Origin of the sequence: Nocardioides sp. zg-1230 (genome assembly GCF_013155335.1) — a bacterium.
Taxonomy (GTDB): domain Bacteria; phylum Actinomycetota; class Actinomycetes; order Propionibacteriales; family Nocardioidaceae; genus Nocardioides.
In genome coordinates this window covers 429,530-447,589 of the sequence record NZ_JABJQZ010000008.1, presented here as the reverse complement: position 1 = coordinate 447,589, position 18,060 = coordinate 429,530, and the positions used below count along the sequence as shown (strand labels likewise).

General features: G+C 73.2%; 18 protein-coding genes. 14 read left to right on the top strand and 4 right to left on the bottom strand.

What is annotated here, in order from left to right:
* Window positions 1–39: 39 nt before the first annotated feature.
* Window positions 40–1,500: a carboxyl transferase domain-containing protein gene (locus tag HOO61_RS21500; RefSeq protein WP_172261707.1), complete on the top strand. Its 1,461-nt coding sequence runs from the start codon at window positions 40–42 to the stop codon at window positions 1,498–1,500.
* A 170-nt stretch (window positions 1,501–1,670) separates the two neighbouring features.
* Here the strand turns inward: HOO61_RS21500 and HOO61_RS21495 are convergent, their stop codons facing one another.
* On the bottom strand, window positions 1,671–2,636 hold the full coding sequence (locus tag HOO61_RS21495) for a Ku protein (protein ID WP_172261705.1): 966 nt from the start codon (window positions 2,634–2,636) through the stop codon (window positions 1,671–1,673).
* Window positions 2,637–2,719: 83 nt separating this feature from the next.
* Here HOO61_RS21495 and ligD (HOO61_RS21490) point away from each other — a divergent pair, with 83 nt between their 5' ends.
* From ligD (HOO61_RS21490) to HOO61_RS21470, 5 genes are all read left to right on the top strand, one after another.
* Complete coding sequence (gene ligD, locus HOO61_RS21490) at window positions 2,720–3,634, top strand: non-homologous end-joining DNA ligase (protein WP_172262076.1); 915 nt, start codon at window positions 2,720–2,722, stop codon at window positions 3,632–3,634.
* Window positions 3,631–4,329: a L,D-transpeptidase family protein gene (locus tag HOO61_RS21485; RefSeq protein ID WP_172261703.1), complete on the top strand. Its 699-nt coding sequence runs from the start codon at window positions 3,631–3,633 to the stop codon at window positions 4,327–4,329. The genes ligD (HOO61_RS21490) and HOO61_RS21485 overlap by 4 nt, the downstream gene beginning before the upstream one ends.
* Window positions 4,326–5,228, top strand: a complete 903-nt coding sequence (ligD, locus tag HOO61_RS21480; protein ID WP_172261701.1) for a non-homologous end-joining DNA ligase — start codon at window positions 4,326–4,328, stop codon at window positions 5,226–5,228. The genes HOO61_RS21485 and ligD (HOO61_RS21480) overlap by 4 nt, the downstream gene beginning before the upstream one ends.
* 80 nt (window positions 5,229–5,308) lie before the next feature.
* A complete protein-coding gene (locus HOO61_RS21475) occupies window positions 5,309–6,001 on the top strand; it encodes a response regulator transcription factor (RefSeq protein WP_172261699.1) in 693 nt (230 codons plus the stop codon).
* A 34-nt stretch (window positions 6,002–6,035) separates the two neighbouring features.
* Window positions 6,036–7,226 carry an FAD/NAD(P)-binding oxidoreductase gene (locus HOO61_RS21470; RefSeq protein WP_172261697.1) on the top strand — a complete coding sequence of 397 codons (1,191 nt, stop codon included), beginning with the start codon at window positions 6,036–6,038 and terminating at the stop codon, window positions 7,224–7,226.
* Here the strand turns inward: HOO61_RS21470 and HOO61_RS21465 are convergent.
* The 3 genes from HOO61_RS21465 to HOO61_RS21455 are packed head-to-tail and all read right to left on the bottom strand — an operon-like array spanning window position 7,129 to window position 11,775.
* Window positions 7,129–8,565 carry a wax ester/triacylglycerol synthase family O-acyltransferase gene (locus HOO61_RS21465; protein ID WP_172261695.1) on the bottom strand — a complete coding sequence of 479 codons (1,437 nt, stop codon included), beginning with the start codon at window positions 8,563–8,565 and terminating at the stop codon, window positions 7,129–7,131. The genes HOO61_RS21470 and HOO61_RS21465 overlap by 98 nt on opposite strands.
* Window positions 8,562–10,649 (bottom strand): dehydrogenase, encoded by a 2,088-nt coding sequence (locus HOO61_RS21460; RefSeq protein ID WP_172261693.1) that lies wholly within the window; start codon window positions 10,647–10,649, stop codon window positions 8,562–8,564. The genes HOO61_RS21465 and HOO61_RS21460 overlap by 4 nt, the downstream gene beginning before the upstream one ends.
* Window positions 10,650–10,686: 37 nt before the next feature.
* Window positions 10,687–11,775: an SDR family oxidoreductase gene (locus HOO61_RS21455; protein WP_367650271.1), complete on the bottom strand. Its 1,089-nt coding sequence runs from the start codon at window positions 11,773–11,775 to the stop codon at window positions 10,687–10,689.
* A gap of 219 nt (window positions 11,776–11,994) precedes the next feature.
* On the opposite strand from HOO61_RS21455, the gene HOO61_RS21450 reads away from it, so the two are divergent.
* From HOO61_RS21450 to HOO61_RS21415, 8 genes are all read left to right on the top strand, one after another.
* On the top strand, window positions 11,995–13,263 hold the full coding sequence (locus HOO61_RS21450) for a CpaF family protein (protein WP_172261691.1): 1,269 nt from the start codon (window positions 11,995–11,997) through the stop codon (window positions 13,261–13,263).
* Window positions 13,263–14,117 (top strand): type II secretion system F family protein, encoded by an 855-nt coding sequence (locus tag HOO61_RS21445; protein ID WP_172261689.1) that lies wholly within the window; start codon window positions 13,263–13,265, stop codon window positions 14,115–14,117. The genes HOO61_RS21450 and HOO61_RS21445 overlap by 1 nt, the downstream gene beginning before the upstream one ends.
* Window positions 14,114–15,055, top strand: a complete 942-nt coding sequence (locus HOO61_RS21440; RefSeq protein ID WP_172261687.1) for a type II secretion system F family protein — start codon at window positions 14,114–14,116, stop codon at window positions 15,053–15,055. The genes HOO61_RS21445 and HOO61_RS21440 overlap by 4 nt, the downstream gene beginning before the upstream one ends.
* A gap of 31 nt (window positions 15,056–15,086) precedes the next feature.
* Window positions 15,087–15,269 (top strand): hypothetical protein, encoded by a 183-nt coding sequence (locus tag HOO61_RS21435; protein WP_172261685.1) that lies wholly within the window; start codon window positions 15,087–15,089, stop codon window positions 15,267–15,269.
* Window positions 15,270–15,275: 6 nt separating this feature from the next.
* The gene (locus HOO61_RS21430) at window positions 15,276–15,671 is read left to right on the top strand and encodes a TadE/TadG family type IV pilus assembly protein (protein WP_172261683.1); all 396 of its coding nucleotides are present in this window, start codon (window positions 15,276–15,278) and stop codon (window positions 15,669–15,671) included.
* Entirely contained in the window at window positions 15,668–16,156 is a 489-nt protein-coding gene (locus HOO61_RS21425) for a hypothetical protein (RefSeq protein ID WP_172261681.1), read from the top strand. The genes HOO61_RS21430 and HOO61_RS21425 overlap by 4 nt, the downstream gene beginning before the upstream one ends.
* Window positions 16,153–16,596, top strand: coding sequence for a pilus assembly protein TadG-related protein (locus HOO61_RS21420; protein ID WP_172261679.1), 444 nt, complete (start codon window positions 16,153–16,155; stop codon window positions 16,594–16,596). The genes HOO61_RS21425 and HOO61_RS21420 overlap by 4 nt, the downstream gene beginning before the upstream one ends.
* 117 nt (window positions 16,597–16,713) lie before the next feature.
* A complete protein-coding gene (locus HOO61_RS21415) occupies window positions 16,714–18,030 on the top strand; it encodes a hypothetical protein (RefSeq protein WP_172261677.1) in 1,317 nt (438 codons plus the stop codon).
* The last annotated feature ends 30 nt before the right edge of the window (window positions 18,031–18,060 follow it).

The window sequence follows — 18,060 nt, the reverse complement described above, 5'->3', positions numbered from 1 at the left end:
CCTCCGCTGCGCTCCCCCGAACAACGCCGCGGGGACCCCATGACGCAGAGCACGGCGAAGCGCTGGACGGCCCCCGAGCTGCTCGACCTCGTGCTCGACGAGGGCACCTTCACCTCGTGGGACGAGCCCATCGACCTGTCCTACGCCGACGCGGACTACCGCGCCGAGCTCGTGGCCGCCGCCGCCAAGGCCGGCACCGACGAGTCCGTGCTGACCGGCCGGGGCGAGGTCCGCGGTCGGCCGGTCGCGGTCGTGGTCAACGAGTTCCGCTTCCTCGCCGGCTCGATCGGCCGCGCCGCCGCGGACCGGATCACCGCCGCCGTACGCCGTGCCACCGAGGAGGGCCTGCCCCTGCTCGCCAGCACCGCGTCGGGCGGCACCCGGATGCAGGAGGGCACCCCCGCCTTCGTGCGGATGGTCGAGATCTCCCGAGCGCTGATGGACCACCGGGCCGCCGGGCTGCCCTACCTCGTCCACCTGCGCCACCCGACCACCGGCGGCGTGTACGCCTCGTGGGGCTCGCTCGGCCACGTGACGGTCGCCGAGCCCGGGGCGCTGGTGGGCTTCCTCGGCCCCAAGGTCTACGAGGGGCTCAACGGGCGGCCGTTCCGACCGGGCGTCCAGGTCGCGGAGAACCTGGCGGCCGCCGGCGTGATCGACGGTGTGGTCGCCGCCGAGGACCTCCCGGCGATGGTCGACAGCGCCCTCGCCGTCCTCGTCGACGGGCCCGGCCCCGGCCGCCTCCCGCTCCGGGTGGCGCGTCCGGTCGGCGACCACGCCGCGTGGGACAGCGTCGCGCGCACCCGTCGTACGGACCGGGTCGGCGTGCGCGACCTGCTCGCCCACGGCGCCGCCGGCACGCTGCAGCTGCGCGGCACCGACGAGGGCGAGCGCGACTCGACCGTCCTCGTCGCCCTGACCCGCCTCGACGACCAGCCGTGCGTCGTGATCGGCCAGGACCGCTCCCGCCAGGTGCCCGGCCACGCGATGGGACCCGGTGCCCTGCGCGAGGCCCGCCGCGGCATGCGGCTGGCCGAGGAGCTCGGACTGCCGCTCGTCAGCGTCATCGACACCCCGGGCGCCGAGCTGTCGCCCGAGGCCGAGGAGCGCGCCATCGCCGGAGAGATCGCCCGCTGCATCGCGACCCTCACCACGATGGGCGTGCCGACGGTCTCGGTGATCCTCGGGCAGGGCTGCGGGGGAGGGGCGCTGGCGTTCCTGCCCGCGCGCACGGTGATCGCCACCGAGCACGCCTGGCTCTCCCCACTCCCGCCGGAGGGCGCCAGCCTGATCGTGCACGGCGACACCGCCCACGCCGCCGAGATGGCCGCGCGCCAGCGGGTGCGGGCTGCCGACCTGCTCGCCGACGGCGTCGTCCACCACGTGGTGCCCGAGGTCGACGGGGAGTCGCCGCGCGACCTCGCGATCGCCGTCGCAGCCGAGGTCGGGGCGCGGTTGCGCGAGCTCAGCGGTCGTACGCCGGTGGCCCGGGCCTGCTGAGACCGCCCGGGCGGTGGCCAAGCCACATTTCGTACGCCGGGAACGTGGGTGGACCACCGCCCACCCGCGTGTCGTACGCCGCCGCGCCGGGCAGCGGTGGCCAGCCCACAGTCCGGCCGACGAGAACGTGGGTGCAGCACCGCTCGGGCGGACGGGACGCGAGCCGAGGCTCAGCTGGCCTTCTTGGCCTGCTTCTTCGCAGCCGTCTTCTTCGTGGTGGCCTTCTTGGCAGCAGACTTCTTCGCGGCCGTCTTCTTCGCCGGAGCCTTCTTGGCGGCCGACTTCTTGGCGGGCGTCTTCTTCGCCGGCTTCTCGTCCTCGGACGCGTCGTCGGACGAGTCGTCGGCCTCGCCCCGGGCGGTCTTGGCGGCCGCGACGGACTTCTGCAGCGCGGCGAGCAGGTCGACGACCTCGCCGGAGGTCTTGGTCGAGGTCTCGGTGCGCTTGATCTCGCCGCCCTCGATCTTGGACTTCACGAGCGCCTCGACGGCGCCGGCGTAGTCGTCCTCGAACTCGGTCGCGTCGAAGTCGCCGGCGAGGGTCTCGACGAGCATGTGCGCCATCTTGACCTCCTGCGGCTTGGCGTCGTCGACCTCGACCTTGAAGTCGGGCACGCGCACCTCGTCGGGCCACATCATCGTCTGCAGCACGATGACCTCGCCGGCCTCGGTCTCGCGCACCCGCAGCACGGCGATCGTGGTGCGCTGGCGCAGCGCGACGGTCACCACGGCCATCCGGTCGGCGTCCTTGAGCGCCTGGCGCAGCAGGGCGTAGGGCTTGGCGCCGGCACCCTCGGGCTCGAGGTAGTAGGACTTCTCGAAGAGCAGCGGGTCGATCTGCTCGCGGGGCACGAACTTCTCCACCGCGATCTCGCGCGACGACGTCGACGGCAGCTCGGCCATGTCGTCGTCGGTGAGGATGACCATCTCGCCGTCCTCGGTCTCGTAGCCCTTGGCGATGTCGGCGTAGGCCACTTCCTCGCCGTCGAGGGAGCAGACCCGCTGGTACTTGATGCGGCCGCCGTCCTTGGCGTGCACCTGCCGGAACGACACGTCGTGGCTCTCCGTCGCGGCATAGAGCTTGACCGGGACACTGACCAGGCCGAAGGAGACGGCACCCTTCCAGATCGCGCGCATGCGACGACGATAGCCGTCACTCCAGACACTCGTCTCCCTCCAGATGGGGGACGCGGGGATGCCAGACTGCAGGCGTGCGCCCCATGCTCGCCAGCAAGACCGACCGCGTGCCCACCGGCGCGCAGTGGTTGCACGAGGTCAAGTGGGACGGCGTGCGCGTGCTCGTCGACGTCCGCGACGGCGACGTACGCATGACCAGCCGCAACGACAACGACGTCACCGCGGCCTGGCCCGACGTCGCCGCTCCGCCGCTCGGCGACCGGGACCTCATGGTCGACGGCGAGGTGATCGCCCTCAACGAGCGCGGCGTCCCGGACTTCCGCGTGCTCCAGAACCGCATGCACGTGCGCAACGCCAGGGAGGTCGCGCGCCTGGTGAGGTCGGTGCCCGCCACGCTCATGGTGTTCGACCTGCTGCGGCTCGACGGCGAGGACCTGACCGCCCGCCCGCTCGAGGAGCGGCGCGCGCTCCTGGAGGGGCTCCCGCTCGCCGACTCGAAGTGGCAGGTCCCGGCGGCGTACGACGACGGCGCCATGCTGTTCGACGCCACCCTGCAGCAGGGGTTGGAGGGGGTGGTGAGCAAGCGTCGCGGCTCGCGCTACCGCTTCGACCAGCGCAGCGAGGACTGGCGCAAGCTCGCCCACCGCCACCGCGGGTCGTTCGTCGTCGGCGGCTGGCGCCCCCAGACGGGTACGGCGGACCGGCTGGCGTCGCTGCTCGTCGGCGAGCCGACCTCCGACGGCCTGCTCTACCGCGGGCGCGTGGGCAGCGGCATCACCGGCGCCACCAGCACCCGGCTCGCCGCGCTCCTGGCGCCGTTGGCGACGGGGGAGCCCCCGTTCGCCGACGAGGTGCCGCGCGTCGACGCCGCCGGCACGTTCTGGGTCGAGCCGCGGGTCGTGGTCGACGTCGACACCCACGGGCTGGGCTACGAGCGCCTGCGCCAGCCGTCGTTCCAGGGCGTCCGCGACGACCTGTCACCCGAGGACCTCGCATGAGGCGGTTGGTGGCAGTGCTGCTGGCCGTCGGGCTCCTCGCCCCGACGCGGGCCACAGCGGTGCCGGAGCAGGCCGACGTCGTGCGCCTCGACGGCGTACGGGTCGAGCTCCGCGCAGGCACCACGCAGGTCGTCACCGTCGCCCACACCCGCGGCGTACGTGCGCGCGTCTCGCTGTGGCGCCTGGCCGCCGACGGGTGGCGGCGGCAGCTGACCACCGCCGACGGCCGCACCGGAGCGGGCGGGCTCGTCGACGGGGATCGCCGGCGCCAGGGATCGGGCACGACCCCGCTGGGCACCTACGGACTGACCTCGACCTTCGGCACCCACGCCGCCGACCCGCGCGCGCGGCTGCCGCACCACCGGATCCGCAAGGGGGACCACTGGGTGCAGGACAACGCCTCCGACCACTACAACCGGTTGCGCAACCAGCGCGAAGGCGGCTTCCGCTGGTGGCTGCCGTCGTCGCACCCCGACTCCTCGGAGCGGCTGACCGACTACCCGCGGCAGTACGAGTGGTCGATCGTCACCGACTTCAACGTCGAGCAGGTGCGTCACCGCGGCTCCGGCATCTTCCTCCACGTCAACGGGCGCGGCGCGACCGCCGGCTGCGTGAGGGCGCCGCGGCGCTTCATCCGCTCGCTCGTGCGGCTGCTCGACCCGGCGCGCGTGCCGGTGATCGGCATCGGGCGATGAGCGAGGTGCAGGTCGACGTCGAGGGCCGCACCCTGACGATCAGCAACCTCGACAAGGTGCTCTACCCGCGCAGCGGCACGACCAAGGGCGAGGTCCTCAACTACTACGCGCAGGTCTCGCCGGTCCTGCTGCCGCACCTGAAGGACCGCGCCGTGACGCGGATCCGCTGGCCGCACGGCGTGGAGAAGGGCAGCTTCTTCGAGAAGAACGCACCGGCCGGCACGCCGTCGTGGGTGCGGACGCACGAGGTGTCGACCACCGGCTCGCGGTCGGGCAAGGGCGACGGGACGATCCGCTTCCCGATCTGCGACGACCTCGCGACCCTCACCTGGCTGGCCAACCTCGCCGCGCTCGAGCTGCACGTGCACCAGTGGACCGTCGACGCGAAGGGGCGCCCGCGCAACCCCGACCGCCTCGTCATCGACCTGGACCCGGGCGAGCCGGCCGGGCTCCACGAGTGCGCGCAGGTGGCGATGATGGTGCGCGACGCGCTGGCCGAGCGCGACCTGGGGTGCACCCCGGTCCTGAGCGGCAGCAAGGGCCTCCACCTCTACGCCCCCCTGCCCGACGGGCGCGGCAGCCTGGACAGCGACGGCACGACGGCGCTGGCGAAGGAGGTCGCCGAGGAGCTGATGAAGGAGCACCCCGACCTGGTGACGAGCGTGATGACCAAGGCCAAGCGGCCGGGCAAGGTGTTCCTCGACTGGTCGCAGAACTCCGGGTCCAAGACCACCATCTCGCCGTACTCGCTGCGCGGGCGCGAGCGACCGACCGTCGCCGCCCCGCTGACATGGGACGAGGTCGAGGAGGGCGCCGAGGACGACCTGGCGCTGGAGCAGCTGACGATGGACCAGGTGCTGGAGCGGGTGGCCCGTCTGGGTGACGTCTTCGAGGCCTGACACCCTCCGTGCGGGTGGGCCGCGCACATGTCGCCCGGATTCGACCCATGAGCGTCGGGACCTGCATCTATGCTCTCGCCATGGCTCACGACGTGCTGGTGGTTGAGGACGAGGAAGACATCGCCGTCCCCCTCATGCGCACGCTCGAGCGCGAAGGCTACGAGGTCAATCGGGTGTCCGAGGGCGCCGAGGCCGTGTCGTTCGCCGTCGGCGAGGGCCCGGCCGTGGTGATCCTCGACCTGGGCCTGCCCGACATGGACGGCATCGACGTGTGCCGCCAGATGCGCTCCGGGGGCTACCTCGGCGGCATCATCATGGTCACCGCCCGCGCCGGCGAGCTCGACCGCGTCGTCGGCCTCGACGTCGGCGCCGACGACTACCTCGCCAAGCCGTTCGGCCTCGCCGAGCTCCTCGCCCGCGTGCGCGCGCTCCTGCGCCGCAGCGGCAGCACCCCGGCCCAGGACGACTCGACCGTCACCACCTCGTCGGGCCTCCGGATCGATGCCGGCTCGCGCCGCGTCCACCTCGGCGACCGCGAGATCGCGCTGACCGCCAAGGAGTTCGACGTCCTGGCCGTCCTGGCCAACAACCACGACAAGGTCGTGCCGCGCGAGACCCTGATGAACGAGGTCTGGGACCAGAACTGGTACGGCTCCACCAAGACCCTCGACGTCACCATCGGCCGCCTCCGCAGCAAGCTCGAGGCCGCCGCGGCGGGCGAGAAGGTCGTCGCGATCCGGGGCGTCGGCTTCCGCCTCGAGACCGGCGTCTGAGCCCGCTCCACCCGGGCGCGGCTAGGTTGGGCGCGTGCCCGACACCGCGCAGCACCACGACGTCCTGATCGTCGGCGGCGGCAACGCCGGCACCTCCCTGGCCGCCCGGCTCCTGTGCGACGGCGCCCCCGACGTCGCGGTCATCGAGTCGCGGCAGGTTCACCGCTACCGCCCGCTGCTCAGCTACGTCGGTGGCGGCGAGGCCTCAATGTCGTCGCTGTCCCGCCCGGCCGACAGCGTCGTCCCCGACGGGTGCACGACGCTGCGCGACGAGGTCGTCTCCGTCGACCCGGCCAGCCGCTCGGTCCTCACGGGGTCCGGGCGCCGCTTCACTTGCACGACGCTGGTCGTGTGCCCCGGACTCGACGAGGACTGGGACGCCACCCCCGGCCTGGGGGAGGCGTACGACGCCGGCTGGGCCGGGTCGACCTTCGACGACGACACCGCCGCGCGGGTCTGGCCGGCGCTGCGCGGACTGCGGTCGGGGCGGGTGGTGTTCACGGTGCCGCCCGAGCCGGCGCCGTGCGGGGCGACGGCGCTCAAGCCGCTCTTCATGGCCTGCGACCACTGGCGCCGCGCCGAGGTGCTCGAGGACGTCGAGGTCCACCTGGTGCTCCCGGGCGCCGCGCCGCTCGGGCTCGACGGCCCGGACGCCCGCATCGAGGAGGCGCTGGCGTCGTACGACGTCCGCGTCCACCGCGGGGCGGCGGTCGCCCGGCTCGACGGCCGCAGCGTCACGCTGGCCACCCCGGCAGGGGAGGAGGTGGTCGAGGACGTCGCGTTCGCCCACGTCGTGCCGCACTACCGGGCGCCGCGGTGGGTGGTCGAGGCCGGGCTGGCGGGCGCGCACCCGGTCGGGCTGGTCGACGTCGATCCGCAGACGATGCGGCACCGCCGCTTCCCCGACGTCTGGTCGCTCGGCGACGTCGCCGACCTGCGCACCCGGCCGTCCGGCGGAGCCCTGCGCAAACAGGTCGCCGTGCTGGCGCCCAACATCCTGGCCGCGCGGCTCGACCGGCCGCTCGAGCACTACGACGGCTACACCGTCATGCCGATCACGACGGCCCGCCACCGGCTGATGCTGGTCGAGGTGGACCGTGACGGCCGGCCGCGGCCGACCGTGCCGTTCATCGACCTGTCGAGGCCACGGGCGGTGACGTGGTGGGTGGACCGCTACGCGTTGCCGCAGGTCTACTGGCGGCGGATCCTGCGCGGTCGGGTGTGACGAGCTGCCGCAGCGAGTCGAGCTCGGCCTCGACGAGCGCGACGAGCCGTTCGGGCTGGGCGACGGTGGCGGCGTCCACCTTGAAGCCGATGCGCACGGTGCCGGCGTAGCTGAAGATGCAGACCCCCAGCGTCTGGCCCCCGGACCCGGGCACCCACCCGAGGATGCCCGTGACCTCGACGCCGGCGAGGTAGCGGGGCTCGCGGGGGCCGGCCACGTTGGTGGTGACGCCCACGGCCTTGCCGGCGAAGAAGTCGACGAACGGCTTCTCGACGGCGTGCAGGTGGCCGATCCCCTCGGCCACGGCCGTCGTGATGAGCACCTCCGGGGAGTGCTTGATGCTCTCCATCCGCCGGTGCACCTCCTCCAGCCGTTGCAGCGGAGCCATCTCGCCGGTGGGCAGGTGCAGCATGACGAGGGCGAACTTGTTGCCGAGCTCGCGGGGGAGCGGCTGGTCGGGCGGGCGGATGTTGACCGGGACCATCGTGGTCAGCCGGTCGACCGACTCGTCGAAGGCGTGCAGGTAGCGGTTCAGGGCACCCGCCAGCGCGGCGATCAGCACGTCGTTGACCGTGCTGCCGGTTGCCCTCCCGATCGCCTTGACGTCGGCGACGGGCTGGGGACGGGTCCAGGTCAGCCGCTTGTCGACGCCGGGCTCGTGGCTGAACAGCGAATCGGGCAGCACGTCGAGCAGCAGCTTGCGGGTGACCCCGACCCCCTTGAGGGCCGTCACCGGGGCCGTCGGCAGGCTCGCGGTGGCGCGCAGCAGCGCGGTCCCCGACGAGACCACCGACCCGAGGCGGCCCGCACGGGAGGCGAGCACCGGCTCCGGGGGCGCGACCTGCTCGTCGGGGGAGGCGTCGGTGAGGGTCAGCATCACCTGCGCCAGCGCGATCCCGTCGGCCATGGCGTGGTGCAGCCGCGAGAACACGACCGAGCCCCCCTGGTAGCCGTCGACCAGCCACGTCTCCCACAGCGGGTGGCTGCGGTCGAGGGGCCGGCGGACCTTCTTCTCGAGGAACGCGCGGAGCTGGGCGTCGCCGCCCGGCTTGCGGAGCTTGGCATGGTGCAGGTGGTTCGACAGCGAGAAGTCGGGGTCGTCCTCCCAGCCCGGCAGCTCCCACAGGTGTGCCGGGGCGACGGGGCGCTGGTGAAAGACGGGGTAGACGTCGACCAACCGTTCCTGCACCGTGCGGCGGAGGCGGGCCCAGTCCAGGGGCTCGGCGGTCCACATGATGCCGTCGATGACCATGAGGTGGTTGGGCCGGTCGGCGTGCAGCCACATGGCGTCGGCGCCGCTCATGGTCCGCCGGCTGCCTTCTCGCGTGCCGTCGCTCATGACACCGCTCCCGCCAGGCCGCGGGTGGTCTTCCCGGCGCGGGCGGCGAGCGCGAGCCCGCGCACCCGGTCGAGGTCGTCGGCGGTGATCACGCCGTTCACCCCGGAGATGGTCGCCAGCCGCATGCCGTGCTTGAGGCCGAGCCGGTAGATCTCCTTGACCTTCTCCCACTCGATGTTGCGCCCGACCGTGAAGGTCTCGTAGCGCCCCTCGAGCGCGAGCACCACCGTCTCGGCCAGGCAGGCGTACACCACGCCGTCCGGCAGCCCGATGTCGCGCATCCGCACGTCACCGGGGAGCTCGATCTCCCCGGACTCGATCACCAGGACGTCGGGACGCTTCGCGACGTCCTCGGCCGAGAGGTCCAGCGGGCGGGCGACGTCGGTGATGACGCAGCCCGGCTTCACGGCCGTGATGTCGAGGACCCGCTTGCCGGCCCCCGAGGTGGCGGTGACGACCAGGTCCATGTCGGGGAGCGCCCCGTCGGGGGTGGTCGCGACGTGGACCTCCGCCCCGGGGTGCTCGCGCTCGATCAGCGCCTTGAGGGCCAGCAGCTTCGCCGACTCCGGGGACACCAGCCACAGCCGCGCCCCGGCGACGGCCAGCAGCCGGGCGCAGACCGAGCCGATCGCGCCGGTGGCGCCGACGACCATCGCGTTGCCGCCGAGCGTGCCCTCCTCGTCGACCTCTACCAGGCCGAGCCGGCGCAGCGCCTCGTGGGCCGCCCACAGGGCCGCGGAGGCGCTGTAGCTGTTGCCGGTGGTGACGGGCAGCGGGGCCTGGCGGGCCACGGTCACCCCGGCGTCGCCGACGACCTTGGTGAAGGCGCCCAACCCCATGATCTGGGCGCCGAGCTTGCGGGCCGTCTCGGCCGCCGCCAGCAGTCGGCGGTAGGTGAACTCCGGGTCGTGGGCCATCATCTCGCGCGGCGTGCCGCCCACGGTGATGAGCCAGCCCTCGGCCTCCGCGCCGGTCGGGGAGGTGATCCCGGTGACGTGGCTGTAGGTGAACGGCGGGCTGTAGGCCACCGCCTTCTCCACCAGGTCCATCACCGGCTGCGGCGCCGCCCGGGACACCGTCCGGAGGGGCTCGACGTTGCGGAAGTACTGCTGCGACAGCGGGTGGATCACGAAGGCGAACCTGCTCTTCCGGCGCGGCCCGTTGGGGTGGAGCAGGCGGGGCGCCAGGTCGGCGCCGACGATCATGTCCAGCAGGTCGTCGTCGGTGAGCGCGCTGCCGTCGACCGAGGCCAGCATCAGCGCCTGCAGCACGGCCGCCTCGACGACCACGTCGAACGGCTGCGGGGTGATGTCGACGACCAGGTCGACGCCCCGGTGGCGCAGGTCGGCGAGGCGGTCCTCGTCGATCGCGGAGGTGAGCAGCGTCTTGCCGGCCAGGTCCTCGAGCCCGAACCCGGCCAGCTCGTCGTACGTCGCCACCAGCACGTCGCAGTCGCGCGCAGCCCGGCGCGCCAGCGCGTGGGCGACCTGTCGGGCGGGCGAGACGAGACGGGCGCGCAGCGGGTGGGGCACCATCCGCGCCGGGAGGGCGCCGACCTCGCCGAGCACGTCGGCCGCGAGCCCGACGACCGGGTTGGCGTGGAGCCGGTGGGACAGGTCGAGGCGCAGCAGCGGGTCGGCGAACTCGATGTTGTCGGTGTGCTCGCGCAGGATGCGGGTGGTGCGCTCGTGGTTGCGTCCGCCCAGGACGACCGTCCGGGCGTTGGTGAGGTGGCCGCGCAGCTCGGTGTCGACGCGCCGCACGGCCCACTCCTGCAGGACCTCGAGGAGCTGGCGGCCCTCGGTGACCGGCAGGGACCCCGCCTGCCCGGCGATGCGCCTGCGAGCGTCCTCGGCCGACCCGGCGTACCGGCCCGTCGCCTGCGCCTCACGGATGCCGGTGACGGCGACGGCACGTGCCCTCGGTGCCCACTCGTGCACCAGCGTGCGGGCCGCTTCGACGTCTCCCGAGGTGCCGCGCCGGACGAGCCGGAAGCGCTGGCCGAGGAACGTGACGCGCGTGTCGTGGTCGCGCTCGGGGCCGCTCAGGCTGATGTCGAGGACCACGGGTGTCGTGGCGGTCATGTCGGTCCCTCCCAGGTCCGGTGGTCGGCCGGCGATGTCACACCATCGCCGCGGAGTCGTGCTCGGGGTGCTCGAGCATGAAGGCGAGCAAGGTGTCCGCGTAGTCGTCGAAGCGCGGGCAGCTGACGTCGGTCCCCGCGAGGTCGGCCGTGGTGCGGCTCGTGTCGTACGTAGTGGGCGAGGCGAAGTAGTCGAGCGCCTCGACCGGGAGCCCCATCAGCCGCTCGGCCAGGGGCAGCGACACCGCGGCCCGGACCAGCGGCAGCGGCAGCGGCACCCACACCACCCGCTTGCGCAGGCGGCGCGCGAAGGCATCGACGAGCTCGCGGGCGGTGGGCGGCGCGGGGTCGGTGAGGGCATACGTCCGGCCCTCCGACTGCTCCATGACGGAGAGCCGGTCCATCGCGTCGATGACGAAGTCGCGCGGCACCAGGCAGAAGCGGACCGCGTCGGGGTCGGCCACAGCAGGTACGACGGCGACGGGGAGCTGGCGGCGCAGGAACGTCGCCAGGAAGTAGGGGCCGTCGTACTTCTGCGTCTCGCCGGTGCGGGAGTCGCCGACGACGATGCCGGGCCGGTAGATCGTCGCCGGCAGCCCGTTGGCCATGGCCTTGCGGACCAGCACCTCCGCCTCGAACTTCGTCGACTCGTAGTGGTTGCGGAACTCCTGTCCGACGTCGAGGTCGTCCTCGCGGAACTCCCCGTAGTAGCGGCCGCTGACGTAGCAGGTGCTCACGTAGTGAAGGCGGCTGAGCCCGGGCAGGTTGCGGCACAGGTCGAGCACCCGGTCGGTGCCGTCGACGTTGACCCGGTGGGCCACCTCCTCGCCGACCGCCAGGTCGTAGACCGCGGCGAGGTGCCACACCTCGGTGACGTCCTCGAGCAGCGTCGCGTCGTCGGGTTCGAGGCCCAGGCCGGGAGCCGTGAGGTCCCCGACGACCAGCCGGATGCGGCCCTCGACGTGCGGTTCGTCGACCTCGATCTCGGCCAGCCGCTCCCGGGCGGCGACCAGGTGGCGCCGCTGCACCAGGCAGATCGCGGTGGTGCCCGGGCGCCGCGCCAGCAGCCGGCCGAGCAGGGCGGATCCCAGGAAGCCGGGGAACCCGGTCATCAGCAGTGCGGTCACGTGTGCCACCTCGAGTCGTCGTCTACCTCCACCCTTCTGCCCGACCGCCGGGGTCACCAGAGCCGAACGTCCCGTCGCCCGACGGACGTCCGGCGGGTGTCGCCTCAGCGGTGCCTCGCCGGCGCGGGCCGTCGTCCACAGGTCGGTCCAGACCACTGTTTGACGGCGTCAGGCGTGGGTAGCGTGACCATGCAGGACCTCTCGGGAAGCAGGGCAGCAATGGCCGTTGATCGCATCACGCGACCGCACGTCGACGACCTCGTCGAGCGTCTCGACCTGCAGGTACGCGAGCGGGTCCGGCGCGAGGGCGTCGACCCGCAGCGCGAGGCCGCGGTCGTGCGTCGCATCGCCGAGGACGTGGTGCGTGACCACGACGACCTGAGCCTCACCGGGGCGGTGGCACCGGTCGCCGACGACAGCGCCATGGTGGGCGAGCTGGTGGCCCGGGTGTCGGGCTTCGGCCCGCTGCAGCCCTTCCTCGACGACCCGGAGGTCGAGGAGATCTGGATCAACGACCCCAGCCGGGTCTTCATCGCCCGCCGCGGCCGCCACGAGCTGACCAACCTGCGCCTCGACGCCGCGCAGGTCAACGAGCTCGTCGAGCGGATGCTCAAGTCGAGCGGGCGCCGGCTCGACATCTCGACCCCCTTCGTCGACGCGATGCTTCCCGAGGGCCACCGCCTCCACGTCGTCCTCGAGGGGATCACCCGCGGCTTCACCGCGGTCAACATCCGCAAGTTCCTGCTGCGCGCCCACCGGCTCTCCGACCTCGTGTCCCTGGGCAGCCTGACGCCGCAGGCGGCCCGCTTCCTGGAGGCGTCGGTCCGGGCCGGACTCAACGTCCTCGTCGCGGGCGGCACTCAGGCCGGCAAGACCACCATGCTCAACTGCCTCGCCGCGGCGGTGCCAGGGGGTGAGCGGGTGGTGAGCGCCGAGGAGGTCTTCGAATTGCGCTTTTCCCACCCCGACTGGGTCGCGATGCAGACCCGGCAGGCCGGCCTCGAGCAGACCGGCGAGATCGTGCTGCGCGACCTGGTGAAGGAAGCGCTCCGCATGCGCCCGAGCCGCATCCTGGTCGGCGAGGTCCGGGCGGCCGAGTGCCTCGACCTGCTGCTCGCCCTTAACTCCGGCCTGCCGGGCATGTGCACCCTCCATGCCAACAGCGCACGCGAGGCGCTGGTCAAGATGTGCACCCTGCCGCTGCTCGCGGGCGACAACATCTCGGCCCGCTTCGTGGTGCCGACGGTGGCGACCAGCATCGACCTCGTCGTGCACCTGGTTCTCGGCGCCGACGGCGTGCGTCGTGTCAACGAGATCGTATCGGTGCCGGGGCGGGTGGAGGCCGACGTCATCGAGGTCGAGCCGATCTTCGTGCGGCAGCGCGGAGAGCTGCGGCGCACCGGGGGAGTGCCGGCGCGCGTCGAGCGCTACGAGCGGGTCGGCATCGACATCCACGAGGTGCTCGCGTCCGAGGAGGTCGGTCGCTGATGGGCGCGCTCGTCGGTCTCGGCGTGGGCGTCGGCCTGCTGCTGATCTGGTCCGCCTTCGCCCTGCCGCGACGCCCGAGGTCCACGCCCCCGAGCTCGACGGCGCTGGGGCGCCTCCTCGGCCGGGCCGGACTTGCCGACCTCACCCCGGCAAGCGTGCTGTCGCTGTGCGCCGTGCTCTTCGCCGTCGCCTTCGCGCTCGTCCAGGCCGTGTCGCGGACCGTCCCGGTGGCGTTCGTCTTCGCCGCCATGGCCGCCTACCTCCCGGTCGCCGTCCTCCGGCAACGAGCCGCCCGCCGGCTGCGCGACTTCGCCGAGGTGTGGCCCGAGGCGGTCGACAACCTCGCCAGCGCGGTTCGTGCGGGCCTCTCCCTGCCCGACGCCGTCGCCGCGCTCGGACACAACGGGCCGGAGGCGCTGCGCTCCGACTTCGCCCAGTTCGCGCTGGACTACCAGGTCACCGGCCGGTTCGGTGAGTGCCTGGACCGGCTCAAGGACCGGCTGGCCGACCCCGTCGGCGACCGGGTGATCGAGGGGCTCCGGCTCGCCCGCGAGGTCGGTGGCGGCGACCTGGGCCGCCTGCTGCGCAACCTCTCCGGCTTCCTGCGCGACGACGCGCGCACCCGGTCCGAGCTCGAGTCGCGCCAGGCCTGGACCGTCAACGGTGCCCGCCTGGCGGTCGCTGCGCCGTGGATCGTGCTGCTGCTGATGTCGTTCCAGACCACCGCGATCCGGCAGTACGCCTCGCCCGGCGGCGTCCTCGTGCTGGGCATCGGGTTCGGGGTCTGCGTGCTCGCCTACGTCTCGATGATGCGCATCGGCCGGCTGCCGACCGAGAAGCGGATCCTGTCGTGAGCACCGCGCTGTGGGGTGCCCTGCTGGGTGCCGTGGCCGGTGCCGGGCTGCTCCTCGTCGGGTCTCGGATCGCGGTGCTGCGCCGGCCGCAGCTGTCGGTCCGCGTCCTGCCCTACCTGCGCGACGTGCCCCGCGTGGACGAGACCTCTCCGCTGCGACCCGTCGCTGCCGCGCCGACGTCTGCGGCAGCGGGGATCTTCGGACCGCTGCTGCGCCAGGCTGCCGACCTGGTCGAGCGGGTGCTCGGCGGGAGCACGTCGGTGCGTCGCCGGCTCCAGCGCGCAGGTCTCGACCGCACCATCCAGGACTTCCGCATCGAGCAGGTCGTCTGGGGGCTGGTCGGCTTCGCGGCCGCAGCCGCCGTCGTCCTGCTGCGGGCGCTGGGCGGTGTCGGGAGCGTCGGCTCGGGCGTCGTGTTCTGCCTGCTGGGCTTCGTGTGCGGGGTCTTCCTCCGCGACAACCGGCTCAGCACGCAGGTGAAGGACCGCGAGCGCCAGGTCCTCGTCGAGTTCCCCACCGTCGCCGAGCTGCTGGCGCTGTCGGTCGCCGCAGGCGAGAGCCCGGTCTCGGCGCTCGACCGCGTCGTACGCCGCAGCAACGGCGCGCTGTCCGATGACCTCGCCCAGGTGCTCGCCCGGATCCGCACCGGCGAGCCGGTCGGGGCGGCGTTCGAGTCGCTCGCCCGCTCCACCGGCCTGCCGATCGTGGCCAGGTTCGCCACCGGCATCACGGTCGCCATGGAGCGCGGCACGCCGCTGGCCGACGTCCTGCACGCGCAGGCCGCCGACGTGCGCGAGGCCGGCCGGCGCCTGCTCATCGAGACCGCCGCCCGCAAGGAGATCGCGATGATGGCGCCCGTCGTGTTCTTCGTGCTGCCGGTGACCATCCTGTTCGCCTTCTATCCCGGGGTGCTGGGCCTGCGCCTCACCACCCCGTGACGCCTCCGAGCCTCCAACGAAAGGACACGCCATGCATCCGTCCATCTCGGGACTCCTCCTGCTGCTGACACGTCCGCGCGACGAGCGCGGCGACGTGCCCGGCTGGGTGATGGTCACGCTGATGACCGCCATCGTGGTCGCCGCGCTCACGCCGTTCGTCAGCGACGAGCTGCGGGCGCTGCTCTCGCGGGCCTTCGCGATGGTCGGCGGCTAGGCCGACATGCCTCGCCGCGCCCGCAGCAGCGAGCGCGGGGCAGCCGTCGTCGACTTCGTCCTCGTGCTGCTCGTCCTGCTCCCGCTGGTCATCGGCATCCTCCAGCTCGCGCTGGTCCTCCACGTGCGCAACACCCTCGCCTCAGCCGCAGCCGAGGGCGCACGTCATGCGGCGGTCGCCGGCTCGTCGGCGCCCGCCGGTCAGGCGAAGGTGCAGGAGCTGGTGAGCGGTGCGCTCTCGGCCGACTTCATCCGGTCGGTGAGCGTGCGCCCGGCCCTCGTCGGTGGGACGCCGGGCTACGAGGCAGTCGTCACCGCTGACGTGGGCCTGCTCGGGTTCGGCGGAGCGGGCGTGCCGGTCCGGGTGTCCGGCCATGCCGTCGCGGAGGTGGCGCCGCCGTGAGCGGACAGCCTCTGGTCCGACGACGCGACGAGCGCGGCTCGGCCCTCGTCGAGTTCAGCTGGCTCGCGATCATCCTGCTGGTCCCGCTCGTCTGGATCGTGATCTCGGTCTTCGAGGTGCAGCAGGGTGCGTTCGCGACGAGCGCTGCAGCCCGGGCGGCCGGGCGCGCCTACGCCCTCGCGCCCGACGACGCGACCGGCGCGGCGCGCGCCGAGGCCGTCGTACGCCAGGTCCTCGCCGACCAGGGCACGCCCGGGCAGCGGGCCAAGGTCACGGTCACGTGCGACGCCCCCGCCGGCAACTGCCACGTCGGCACCTCGGTCATCACCGTCCGTGTCGACTCCGGCGTGGACCTGCCGTTCGCCCCGGCCATCCTCGGCAGGGAGGCGGCGAGCTTCTCGCTCGACGCGACGCACACGGTGCCGATCGGTCAGTACGTCGAGAGCGGGGCCGACGGCGGGTCGGACGAGGACGGCGGGCGGTGAGGCGCCGCGACGACCAGGGCCAGGTCACGCTGCTGATCATCGGGTTCGCGAGCATCCTGCTCATGGCGATCGTCGTGGTCGTCGACGCGTCCGCGGCCTACCTCCAGCGGCAGGGCCTCGACAACCTCGCCGACGGCGCTGCCCTCTACGGCGCCGACCTCGGCTCGACCGGCATCTACGCGCAGGGCCTCGACGGCGAGCGTCTCACCCAGCAGGAGGGCGCGGTCGAGGCCGCGGTGCGCGACTACCTCGCCCGCGCCGACGCGGGGGCGACGTACCCCGGCATCGACGTCGGCGTACGTGTCGACCCGGTCGGCCGCTCCGTCACGGTCCGGCTGAGCGCCCCGCTCGACCTGCCCCTCACGATCCCGGGCTCGCCACGCAGCCCGACGGTCGCGGCCACCAGCACCGCAGCCGTGACGGTGGTGCCCGGCGACTGAGTGGGGAGTCCCGGCTCGCCCTGGGCGAGCCGGTGTTCACCGATGTCCGTCACGGGTCCCCAACGATCTGCGCGTCACCGTGGCCGTCATGCGCGGGAGCGATCTAGCATCCGAGCCATGACCACGGGGACCCGCACGACCAGCCATGACCGACCATCAAGCCGACGGGGCCGCCTGACGGCGCTCGTGGCGGGCGCCGCGCTCACGCTCGGCGTCGCCGCACCCGTCCCGACAGCCTCGGCGGCGGCGCCGGGCAGCATCGCCGGCACGGTGACCGACGACTCCGGGGCGCCGCTGGGCGGCATCACGGTCAGGGTCTACGACCTCGACCCCTTCGTCGGCGACGTGGTCGTGGCGGAGGGCGTGACGGACGCCGTGACCGGCGATTACCTGGTCGAGGGCATCGAGGCCGACCCCTACTACCGGGTCCAGTTCAGCGACCCCGACGGCGAGTGGGCGACGGAGTACTACGACGACTCGATCGCCGCCACGGTCGGCGCCGGACCGTTCGCGCAGTGGGTGCCCGTGGCCGACGGCGCCACCACGGAAGACATCGACGCCTCCCTCGAGGTCGGCGGCTCGATCTCCGGCCGGCTGACCAGGCCGAACGGGACTCCCGTCTCGTCCGGTGAGGTGTCGCTCTTCTGGCAGTACGCCGACCGTGCGTGGGCCCGCGCCGGCACGTTCTCCACCGACGCGGATGGTCGCTACTCGATCCCCGGCGTGCGGGCGGCGACGTACGGCATCCAGTTCCGCGACCTCGTGACGGGTGCGACCGAGGCGTGGAACGACCGACCCGACATCACCAGCTCCACCCCGCTCGTCGTCGCGAGCGGCAGCGACCTCACCGGCATCGACGCCGTGATGGGCGGCATCGTCACCAACGTCACGGCCCCCACGATCACCGGCACCGCCCAGGTCGGCCAGACGCTGACGGTGTCCTCCGGCTGGCAGCCGAGCGACACGACCGTGACCTACCGCTGGGTCGTCGGCGACGACACGTCCCCCGGCGACGACCCGCGCGGGACGACGTACGTCCCCACCGCGGCCGACGTCGGCAGGACGATCCGCGTGGAGGCCACCGGCACCCGCGGCGCGGGCTGGACCCCGGCGGCCGCCTGGTCGGCGCCGACCGGTCCGGTGGCTGCCGCACCGGTGCCGGCCGTCGTCAACGAGCGCCTGCCCCGCATCAAGGGCACGCTGCGCGTGGGCCGGATCGTGCGGGTGACGGTCGGTGAGTGGACGCCCTACCCCAAGCGGCTGAAGTTCCGTTGGTTCGCCGCCGGCAAGCCCGTCAAGGGAGCCACCCACCAGCGCCTCAAGCTCACGAGGAAGCAGGTCGGCAAGCGGCTGCGGGTCGTGGTGAAGGCGTCGGCGCCCGGCTACGAGCCGCTGACCGTCACGACCAAGCGGTCGCGCAGGGTCCGCCGCTGACCTCCGGCGGGGGAGGTGACCCGTCCGGTG

What these genes read in the sequence shown, in the direction of transcription:
- HOO61_RS21500 (WP_172261707.1), top strand. Translation starts at nt 40, where the DNA reads ATGACGCAGAGCACGGCGAAGCGCTGGACGGCCCCCGAGCTGCTCGAC.
- HOO61_RS21495 (WP_172261705.1), bottom strand. Translation starts at nt 2,636, where the DNA reads ATGCGCGCGATCTGGAAGGGTGCCGTCTCCTTCGGCCTGGTCAGTGTC.
- ligD (WP_172262076.1), top strand. Translation starts at nt 2,720, where the DNA reads ATGCTCGCCAGCAAGACCGACCGCGTGCCCACCGGCGCGCAGTGGTTG.
- HOO61_RS21485 (WP_172261703.1), top strand. Translation starts at nt 3,631, where the DNA reads ATGAGGCGGTTGGTGGCAGTGCTGCTGGCCGTCGGGCTCCTCGCCCCG.
- ligD (WP_172261701.1), top strand. Translation starts at nt 4,326, where the DNA reads ATGAGCGAGGTGCAGGTCGACGTCGAGGGCCGCACCCTGACGATCAGC.
- HOO61_RS21475 (WP_172261699.1), top strand. Translation starts at nt 5,309, where the DNA reads ATGGCTCACGACGTGCTGGTGGTTGAGGACGAGGAAGACATCGCCGTC.
- HOO61_RS21465 (WP_172261695.1), bottom strand. Translation starts at nt 8,565, where the DNA reads ATGAGCGACGGCACGCGAGAAGGCAGCCGGCGGACCATGAGCGGCGCC.
- HOO61_RS21460 (WP_172261693.1), bottom strand. Translation starts at nt 10,649, where the DNA reads ATGACCGCCACGACACCCGTGGTCCTCGACATCAGCCTGAGCGGCCCC.
- HOO61_RS21450 (WP_172261691.1), top strand. Translation starts at nt 11,995, where the DNA reads ATGGCCGTTGATCGCATCACGCGACCGCACGTCGACGACCTCGTCGAG.
- HOO61_RS21445 (WP_172261689.1), top strand. Translation starts at nt 13,263, where the DNA reads ATGGGCGCGCTCGTCGGTCTCGGCGTGGGCGTCGGCCTGCTGCTGATC.
- HOO61_RS21435 (WP_172261685.1), top strand. Translation starts at nt 15,087, where the DNA reads ATGCATCCGTCCATCTCGGGACTCCTCCTGCTGCTGACACGTCCGCGC.
- HOO61_RS21430 (WP_172261683.1), top strand. Translation starts at nt 15,276, where the DNA reads ATGCCTCGCCGCGCCCGCAGCAGCGAGCGCGGGGCAGCCGTCGTCGAC.
- HOO61_RS21415 (WP_172261677.1), top strand. Translation starts at nt 16,714, where the DNA reads ATGACCACGGGGACCCGCACGACCAGCCATGACCGACCATCAAGCCGA.